This window comes from Rudaea sp. (genome assembly GCF_036560865.1).
In the GTDB taxonomy this organism is placed as follows: Bacteria; Pseudomonadota; Gammaproteobacteria; order Xanthomonadales; family Rhodanobacteraceae; genus Rudaea.
The window spans coordinates 1-7,888 of record NZ_DATBQK010000145.1; the positions used below are offsets into that span (position 1 = coordinate 1).

7 protein-coding genes are annotated in these 7,888 nt (G+C 62.0%); 2 read left to right on the forward strand and 5 right to left on the reverse strand.

Going from position 1 to position 7,888, the window contains the following annotated elements; genetic code table 11:
• On the reverse strand, positions 1 to 1,340 hold a 1,340-nt coding region (locus tag VIE67_RS14115; protein WP_332027088.1), incomplete at its 3' end, for an acyl-CoA dehydrogenase.
• Between the two features lie 631 nt (positions 1,341 to 1,971).
• Between VIE67_RS14115 and VIE67_RS14120 the strand changes: the two genes are divergently transcribed.
• Both VIE67_RS14120 and VIE67_RS14125 read left to right on the forward strand, forming a co-directional pair.
• Positions 1,972 to 2,790, forward strand: a complete 819-nt coding sequence (locus tag VIE67_RS14120) for an AMP nucleosidase (RefSeq protein ID WP_332027089.1) — start codon at positions 1,972 to 1,974, stop codon at positions 2,788 to 2,790.
• Between the two features lie 41 nt (positions 2,791 to 2,831).
• Positions 2,832 to 3,569 (forward strand): VIT1/CCC1 transporter family protein, encoded by a 738-nt coding sequence (locus VIE67_RS14125; protein ID WP_414707377.1) that lies wholly within the window; start codon positions 2,832 to 2,834, stop codon positions 3,567 to 3,569.
• A 1,094-nt stretch (positions 3,570 to 4,663) separates the two neighbouring features.
• Here the strand turns inward: VIE67_RS14125 and VIE67_RS14130 are convergent.
• The 4 genes from VIE67_RS14130 to VIE67_RS14145 all read right to left on the reverse strand — a co-directional run.
• Complete coding sequence (locus VIE67_RS14130; protein WP_332027091.1) at positions 4,664 to 5,116, reverse strand: hypothetical protein; 453 nt, start codon at positions 5,114 to 5,116, stop codon at positions 4,664 to 4,666.
• 573 nt (positions 5,117 to 5,689) lie between these two features.
• Positions 5,690 to 6,616, reverse strand: a complete 927-nt coding sequence (gene grxD / locus VIE67_RS14135; protein ID WP_332027092.1) for a Grx4 family monothiol glutaredoxin — start codon at positions 6,614 to 6,616, stop codon at positions 5,690 to 5,692.
• Positions 6,617 to 6,733: 117 nt separating this feature from the next.
• Positions 6,734 to 7,357, reverse strand: a complete 624-nt coding sequence (locus VIE67_RS14140) for an SGNH/GDSL hydrolase family protein (RefSeq protein ID WP_332027093.1) — start codon at positions 7,355 to 7,357, stop codon at positions 6,734 to 6,736.
• A 59-nt stretch (positions 7,358 to 7,416) separates the two neighbouring features.
• Positions 7,417 to 7,888: pyridoxal phosphate-dependent aminotransferase family protein (locus tag VIE67_RS14145; RefSeq protein ID WP_524539306.1), on the reverse strand; the 472-nt coding region annotated here is incomplete at its 5' end.

The window sequence follows — 7,888 nt, forward strand, 5'->3', positions numbered from 1 at the left end:
GCGGGTTTCTCGCCCGCATCGAGCGCGCCGCAGGTCAGCGTGCGCGTCGCGCTCATCATGTAGGTCTTGCCGGCGATGCGCGCCAGCGGTTCCTCGATGCCTTCGAAGCGGCCGATCGGCGTATCGAACTGTTCGCGCACCGTCGCATATGCGCCGCAGATGCGCGTCATCATCTGCGCGGCGCCGACGCTGAGTGCGGGCAGCGAAATCGAACGGCCCGCCGCCAGACATTCCATCAGCATGCGCCAGCCCTGCCCGATGCCTTCGCGCCCACCGATGATGCAGTCGAGCGGCGCGAACACGTCGTTGCCGACGATCGGCCCGTTCATGAAAGGCACGCCCATCGGATCGTGCCGCTGACCGATCTCGATACCGGGCAGATCGGCGGAAACCAGTGCACAGGAAATGCCGAGGTCTTCCTTGTCGCCGAGCAAGTGATCCGGATCCTTGATGCGGAAGGCGAGGCCGATCAAGGTCGCGACCGGCGCGAGCGTGATGTAGCGTTTCTTCCAGTTAAGGCGCAGACCGAGCACTTCTTGGCCATCGATCATGCGCTTTTCGACCACGCCTTCGGATTGTGTCGCCGCCGCGTCGGAGCCCGCTTCCGGCCCGGTCAGACCGAAGCACGGAACCTCGTCGCCTTTGGCCAGGCGTGGCAGATAGTATTTGCGCTGTTCGTCGGTGCCGTAGTGCAGCAGCAACTCGCCCGGACCGAGCGAGTTGGGCACCATCACCGTCACCGCGGCCGCGACCGAGCGCGAGGAAATGCGTGTGACGACTCGCGAATGAGCGATCGCGGAAAAACCGTGGCCGCCGAATTCCTTCGGAATGATCATGCCGAAGAAACCCTTGGCCTTGAGAAACGCCCAGACGTTGGCCGGCAGATCGCGCAGCTGATTGATCTGCCAGTCGTCGAGTTTCGCGCAGAGTTCGGCGACCGGGCCGTCGAGAAACGCCTGCTCGTCCGCAGTCAATTTCTGCGGCTGAAAATCGAGCAGCTTCTTCCAGTCCGGTTTGCCGGAAAACAACTCCGCGTCCCACCACACCGTGCCGGCTTCGAGCGCGATGCGCTCGGTATCGCCCAGGCGCGGCAGCACCTTGGCGAAGATCGGCATGATGAAACGCGTGATCGCCATGCGCCGGATCATGGGCACGCCGAACAGCAGGGCGAGCACGACGAGCACGATCACGCAGATCTCGAACAGCAGGGGTGAGGCCACGCCCAGCGCGCGCCAGCCGATCAGCCAGATGCCGGCGGCAGCCAGCCAGCCGAGAAAGCCGCGGCCCAGGAACAGCAGGGTGACAAGGACGATCAGTGCAAGAAAAAAGGTGACGAGCATGGTGACTCCCGAGCAGGTTGCTCCTGGCGCGTCATTCCGGCGAAAGCCGGAATCCAATGCCTTTGCAATCCCCTGAAAATCAAAGCCGCTGGATCCAGGCTTTCGCCGGGATGACGATGGTTTTGTATTCGAACCCGATCATCCCCCGCGACGACGGAAAAGCAAAGCTGCGCTGCGGTGCGAGGTAGTTCTTTCCCCCGCGTGCGGGGGAAAGTGCCCAAAGGGCGAAAGGGGGCAAATCGAATATCGAGGCAGGTACGCCGGTTCATCCGAAGGTCAAAAAGCGCCCCCTTCCGGCTGCGCCACCTAGTACTCGCCATGTCCATATGGCCCGCCCTGCGGGCAGCATTCGCTGCAAACATCGGCAATCCTGCCGATGTTTCCCCGCTTCGCGGAGGAAGGACTCTATGGACTAAACTTAGCTTGACGAATTGAGACCTGTCATTCCGCCGATGTGTCGTCATCGGCAACCAAGGCGTCTAACGAAATCTGCTGCGCTCGATAATTTGCGCGCCGGCGGTGCTCGGAATCCTCATGTACTGGCGTGTACACTCCGGTTCCTGCGCTCCGGCGACGTGCAAATTCTCTTCGCTCGCGACGATTTCGTTAGACGCCCCAGCGGGAAAACACAATGAAAGACAAAAAAGAGATCGTGCAAAACTGGCTGCCGCGCTACACCGGCACCGCGCTGGCCGAGTTCGGCGAGCACATCCTGCTGACCAATTTCGGCAACTACGTCGAGCTGTTCGCCAAGTGGCACGGCGTGCCGGTGAAGGGTGCCGACCGGGCGATGCCGAACGCGACCGCAGACGGCATCACCCTGATCAACTTCGGCATGGGCTCGCCGAATGCGGCGACCGTGATGGACCTGCTCTCGGCGATCCAGCCCAAGGCCGCGCTGTTTCTCGGCAAGTGCGGCGGCTTGAAGCGCAAGAACGCGATCGGCGATTTCATCCTGCCGATCGCGGCGATCCGCGGTGAGGGCACATCGAACGATTACCTGCCGCCGCAGGTGCCCGCGTTGCCCGCGTTCCAGCTGCAGCGCGCGGTGTCGACGATGATCCGTGATCTCGGCCACGACTACTGGACCGGCACCGTCTACACCACCAATCGTCGCGTCTGGGAACACGACGAACGCTTCAAGGATCTGTTGCGCCGCACGCGCAGCATGGCGGTGGACATGGAAACCGCGACGATCTTCGCCGCCGGTTTCGCCAACCACATTCCGTCCGGCGCGCTGCTGCTTGTCTCCGATCAACCGATGATTCCCGAAGGCGTTAAGACCGAAGCCAGCGACAAGTCGGTCACCGTCAACTATGTCGAAAAACACATCAAGGTCGGCATCGAGGCCTTGAAGCTGGTGCGTCGTCACGGGCGCAGCGTCAAGCATCTGCGCTTCGAGGTCGAGGACGCCGACGACGACGATTTGGGCGGCGAGCACGAGCTATAACCGGTGTGTGCCGCAGACCTCATTGAACAGTGCGGCCGTGGATGGCCGCTTTGCAATCTTTGCGATCAGAGACGGTCGCAAAGGTGAGACGCCATCGCGAGCGCCACAAGAACGACCGCATCGGCTGGCTGCGCGCGGCCGTGCTCGGCGCAAACGACGGCATCCTGTCGACCGCGGGCCTGGTCATCGGCGTGGCCAGCGCCGAAGCGACGCGCAGCAATGTGCTGATCGCGGGCGTCGCCGGCCTCGTCGCCGGCGCGCTGTCGATGGCCGCGGGCGAGTATGTTTCGGTCAGTTCGCAGGCCGACACCGAGAACGCCGAGCGCGAACTTGAACGCAAGGAACTTGCGACCGACGCACACGGCGAGCACGTCGAATTGGTCAATATCTATATCGGCCGCGGGCTCGATCGTCCGCTCGCCGAACAAGTCGCCGATCAACTCACCGCGCACGACGCACTCGGCACGCATCTGCGCGACGAGCTCGGACTCACCGACGAACTGCAGCCGCGGCCGCTGCAGGCGGCGTTCACCTCCGCGCTGTGTTTTGCGGTCGGCGCGGCCTTGCCGTTGATCGCGGTGTTGCTGGCGTCACCCACGCACATGATATGGCCGGTCGCAATCGCATCGCTGATTTCGCTCGCCGTGCTCGGCGCCGTCGCCGCACGCACGGGCGGCGCGCCAGTGACACTCGGCGCGCTGCGCGTGTTGTTCTGGAGTGCACTGGCGATGGCGGCAACCGCCGCAATCGGAAGTTTGTTTGGGGTTTCCACCTCCTGATATCCTGGAGTTCCCCTCTCCCCTTGCGGGAGAGGGTGGCGCGCAGCGCCGGGAGAGGGGTCGCCCTTGCTCGTCATTCCTGCGCAGGCGAGACTGCACAGGCAGGATGTCGGAGCGAACATTCGCGCAGTGAACGGCCCGCAGGGCGCGCGGCAGGAGCCGCGTGTAATCCAGCGTTTTTGCTTTGCCGTTTGACTGTAGAAGCACAAGCTTTCACTCGCCTGCGGCGAGCGAGTTACTTTTGCCATTGCGCAAAAGTAACCAAAAGGCTAGGCGCCTGACGCGGTGTTCTGATTCGCATCCCGCGAATCAGAATCCCCTGCGCTTCTCGGCTGCGTCGGGGTTCGCTTGACGCACGTCCCTGTGCGTTCGCTCACGCGCGCGCATCGTGCGCGCGCCCCGGCGGGCATTCTCCGCCACAGCCTGCGATGCTCGGCACCGCGGAAGGCGCCGTTAGTTGCTCGAATCCGTCCATCCATGGACTGCGCTGGCGGAGCGTAGGTTGGGTTGACAAGTCCAGCGTGCTTCATCTTCATCCACTATTGTCGATGAACGGAACTATCGCTTGTCTCTTGAAGGCTGGGCTTTGCAGTCCAGCCTACGGGCTACGGGCTAACTTTCGTCCCATGCTTGTATTAGAAGCCATTCGTCTGGCTGACATGAATGTAGTGCCTCAAGATCTCGTAAAGTTTTGCCCGCCCACCCTTCGGACAAAATGTCCCCGAGCTCGAAGATCCACCTCTCCCTGGCACCCGGGGGGCCATCGATTAGTTGAGCTTTCAGATGCCGTGTCATGGCTGTGAACTCTAGGGGATAGCCATGGCCGCCGAGGCTGAGTGCTCTCTTGTGTGTTACCAATTCCTCGATCCAATCGAGTCCGTGCAATCCTGCTTGCCACACGGCCAAGCGTGTTCCGTGCGACGCCTCGAATGAGGCGGGCGATGCCCCTCCATTCTGCTGCCTGTAAACGCTGATGTGCCAACCGAGCATACGTTGTTGTGGGATGTTGCGTGCTAGTCGCCAACGCTTGAGTTAAGCGGAGCGAAGAATGCGCGCCCGCTTGGACGAATTGTTTAGGTGTCACCGTTAACCAATTACTTTCGGTCCCAAGTGCAATAGTTCCACGGAGCGACTGACTCAAGCGTCTGAATTTGAGGGACAGGCATTGCTGATGCTAGAGGTTGCAGCTTCAAGGCCGCAAGTTTGCGGAGGAGCAAGTCTTTGCCTTCTTCGGGAACGAACAGCCAAGGTTGGTATCGCCAAATACCCACAAGTTTACTGTCCCTGGCGATTGCCTCACAAACCCCGCTCCAATTCGTAGCCCAACCCTGCAGCCTACTGAGCAGTGCACTCATCGTTTTTGAATAGGTGGTCTCGCAGAGATTGACGGTGGAGTCTTCAAAATTTACCGCAAGAGCGTCACAATACCAGTGTCTACCTTTCAAGGGTGTCTTTCCCTCGTCGAGTTGAATGAGATATTCCGTATTGACGAAGGTCGAGCGATTAGCACGCAAGAACTCAGTAACCACACCTTGGAAGTAATCCATCATTTGTCTCGCTGCATGTTGTGATGCCTAGCTTGGAATTATCACCAGATTTTGGGTGCGTGTATACAATTGAACAGACCAACGTACACTTGAAGTCCATCGGCCCCAGCGTAGTCCAGGGATGGACGGATTCGTGCAACAAGCGGCGCCCTTCGCGGTGCCGAGCATCGCAGGCTGCGGCGGAGAATGCCCGTAGGGGCGCGCGCACGATGCGCGCGCGTGAGCGAATGTACACGGATGTACATCAAGCGAACCCCGTCGCAGCCGAGAAGCACAGGGCATTCTGATTCGCACGATGCGAATCGGAACACCGCGTCAGGCGCCTAGCCTTTTGCCTACTTTTGGGCGATGCCAAAAGTGGGTCGCTCGCCGCAGGCGAGTGAAAGCTTCTCGTCTAAAACACACAAGCAAAGCAAAGACACTGGATTCCTGCTTTCGCAGGAATGACGGGCTAAGAAAGGATGAGCGACACCATCCCCACCCAACCCTCCCCTTGAAGGGGAGGGCTTAAGCCGCTCTGCGCGGGATGACGAGCAGCGAGATACGCGCCGCAGGCGAAACGCGCGATTGCGCTCAGTATTGCGCAACCGAAGAATCAACCTCGCGCGACCACGCGCTGATGCCCCCGGCGACGTTGTATACTTTTTTATAACCGAGCGCGCGGAACTGCTCGGCAGCGCGTGCGCTGCGGTTGCCGGTGTGACAGAGGAACGCCAGCGGCGCATCCTTGGGCAGGTCGGCAAGCGATGCGACGCCGTTGTCGAGTGTGCGGAACGGCTGCGCCAGCGCGGCGAGCTCGCGCTCGTCGGCGGGACGCACATCGACCAGGGTGATGTCGCCCGCTGCGAGGCGCTGCTGCAAATCCTGCACGGACAGTTCCTGCACCGCGGCCGGCGCGTTCGGGTTGTCGATCGCCAGGCCCGCGCCCTGCATCGTCTCGGCCCAGTCGATGCGGATGCCGCGCGCGCGCTGCGCGGTGGCGACGTCCATCAGGATGTCGATGCCGTTCGATTCGGCACGGACTTCGTCGTCGCCGGGTTCGGCCAGATGGAACTGCGGCTGGAAGCGCGCGTCGATGGCCAGATGCAAGGCCAGGCCCGGTTCGGCGTCGACCAGCGCGCTACGAATCGCGGCGGCGGCCTTGTCGGTGATCGTGATGCTCGGTGGCGTGCGGTCGGGTTTGGGCAGGCCGAACAATTCCTGCAATTCTCCACTGTTATACATCGACTGCACGATATCCGAGCCGCCGACCAGTTCGCCCTTGACGTAAAGCTGCGGAATCGTCGGCCAGTTGCCGTATTGCTTGATGCCTTCGCGGATTTCCGCGTCCTGCAGCACGTCGACGGTCGCGTAGTCCGGCAGCAGTTCGTTGAGCATGCCCGACGCGGCGGCGGAGAAGCCGCATTGCGGCTGCTGCGGATTGCCTTTCATGAACAATACGACGGGATTCTGCTTGAGCAGGGTTTCGATGCGGGTGCGCGTGGTTTCGTTGAGCGGCATGGTAGGTTCCGGGCGATCAGACGGGAAAGATCATACCGAACATAGGGCCGGCCGCCGCGTTATCAATGGCGCGCGCACCCTGTGTTCAAGCCGTAAAAACGTTGTTTCGCGCAAGCGTCAGTGCGATGACAGCGCGTTCTCCGCGACCGGCAGGATCGCATCGGTCCAGCGCCGATACATGGCTGCGGACGGATGCAGACCGTCGTCGACAAGCATGTCCGGCGCATCGCCGCCGGCGCGCGAAGGCGCCGTCACGTCTACGTAGTGCGCATGCAGTGATCGGGAAATTTGCGCATTTGCCGTATTGTACAAATCGATCTCGCGTGCAATTTTTGCGGTATCGCGCCCGCTTTCGCGGCCGAACCGCGTCGCGCCCCAGTCGGGGATCGAAATCACGATCGCATGCTGCGGTCGGTTGCCGGCGAGATCGATCGCGCGTGCGAGCAAAGCGCCGAACTCCTCGCGATAGTTGGCGAGGTCGCGCCCGCGATATTGATTGTTGACGCCAATCAGCAGCGTCACCAGCGCATACGGCGGATGAAACGTGTGCTGCCGCATCGCGTGGGCGAGCTCGTCCGTGGTCCAGCCGGTGCGCGCAAGAATTTCCGGGGTCTCGATGCCGACATCCCGTTGCTGCAACGCGGCGGCAAGCTGCGCCGGCCAGCGATCATGCTGAGCTACGCCTTCGCCAATCGTGTACGAATCACCGAGCGCGAGAAAGCGCTGGCGCGACTCATTCATCAATGCTGACGCGGGCACGAGGCCAGTCAGTGCCGTGCGCAGGAACTGCCGCCGCGTCGTCAGGCAACCTGCCGCTGCTTCGACTGCGCCACAGCCATGCGCTCCAGCACGCGTTCGATGCGCGCAAACACGTCGCGCATCTGCGTGGCTTGCGGCAGCAAGGTGGTGCGGAAGTGGTTGCGCCGCGCGTAGTTGAAACCGTAGCCGGGCACCACGAGCACGCCTTCGCTTTCGAGCAGGTCGAGCGCGAATTTTTCGTCGTCGAAGTGCGGCAGCAGGGTCGTGTTCACGCTTGGGAACGCATACAGCGAACCGCGTGGCGCAACCAGGTCGAGGAAGCGACTCTGCGCGCAGGCGTCGATCACCGCGCGGCGGGTTTCGTACAAACGGCCGCCCGGCGCGGTCAGCGGCGAGATCGTGTCGGGGCCGGTCAGCGACGGCACGATTGCCCACTGGCCGGGCACGTTGGCGCACAGGCGCAAGGAGGCGAGCAGGTCGAGCGCGCGTTCCATTTCGCCGAGCGGCGCCGCC

What these genes read in the sequence shown, in the direction of transcription:
- VIE67_RS14120 (WP_332027089.1), top strand. Translation starts at nt 1,972, where the DNA reads ATGAAAGACAAAAAAGAGATCGTGCAAAACTGGCTGCCGCGCTACACC.
- VIE67_RS14140 (WP_332027093.1), bottom strand. Translation starts at nt 7,357, where the DNA reads ATGAATGAGTCGCGCCAGCGCTTTCTCGCGCTCGGTGATTCGTACACG.
- VIE67_RS14130 (WP_332027091.1), bottom strand. Translation starts at nt 5,116, where the DNA reads ATGGATTACTTCCAAGGTGTGGTTACTGAGTTCTTGCGTGCTAATCGC.
- VIE67_RS14125 (WP_414707377.1), top strand. Translation starts at nt 2,832, where the DNA reads ATGGCCGCTTTGCAATCTTTGCGATCAGAGACGGTCGCAAAGGTGAGA.
- grxD (WP_332027092.1), bottom strand. Translation starts at nt 6,616, where the DNA reads ATGCCGCTCAACGAAACCACGCGCACCCGCATCGAAACCCTGCTCAAG.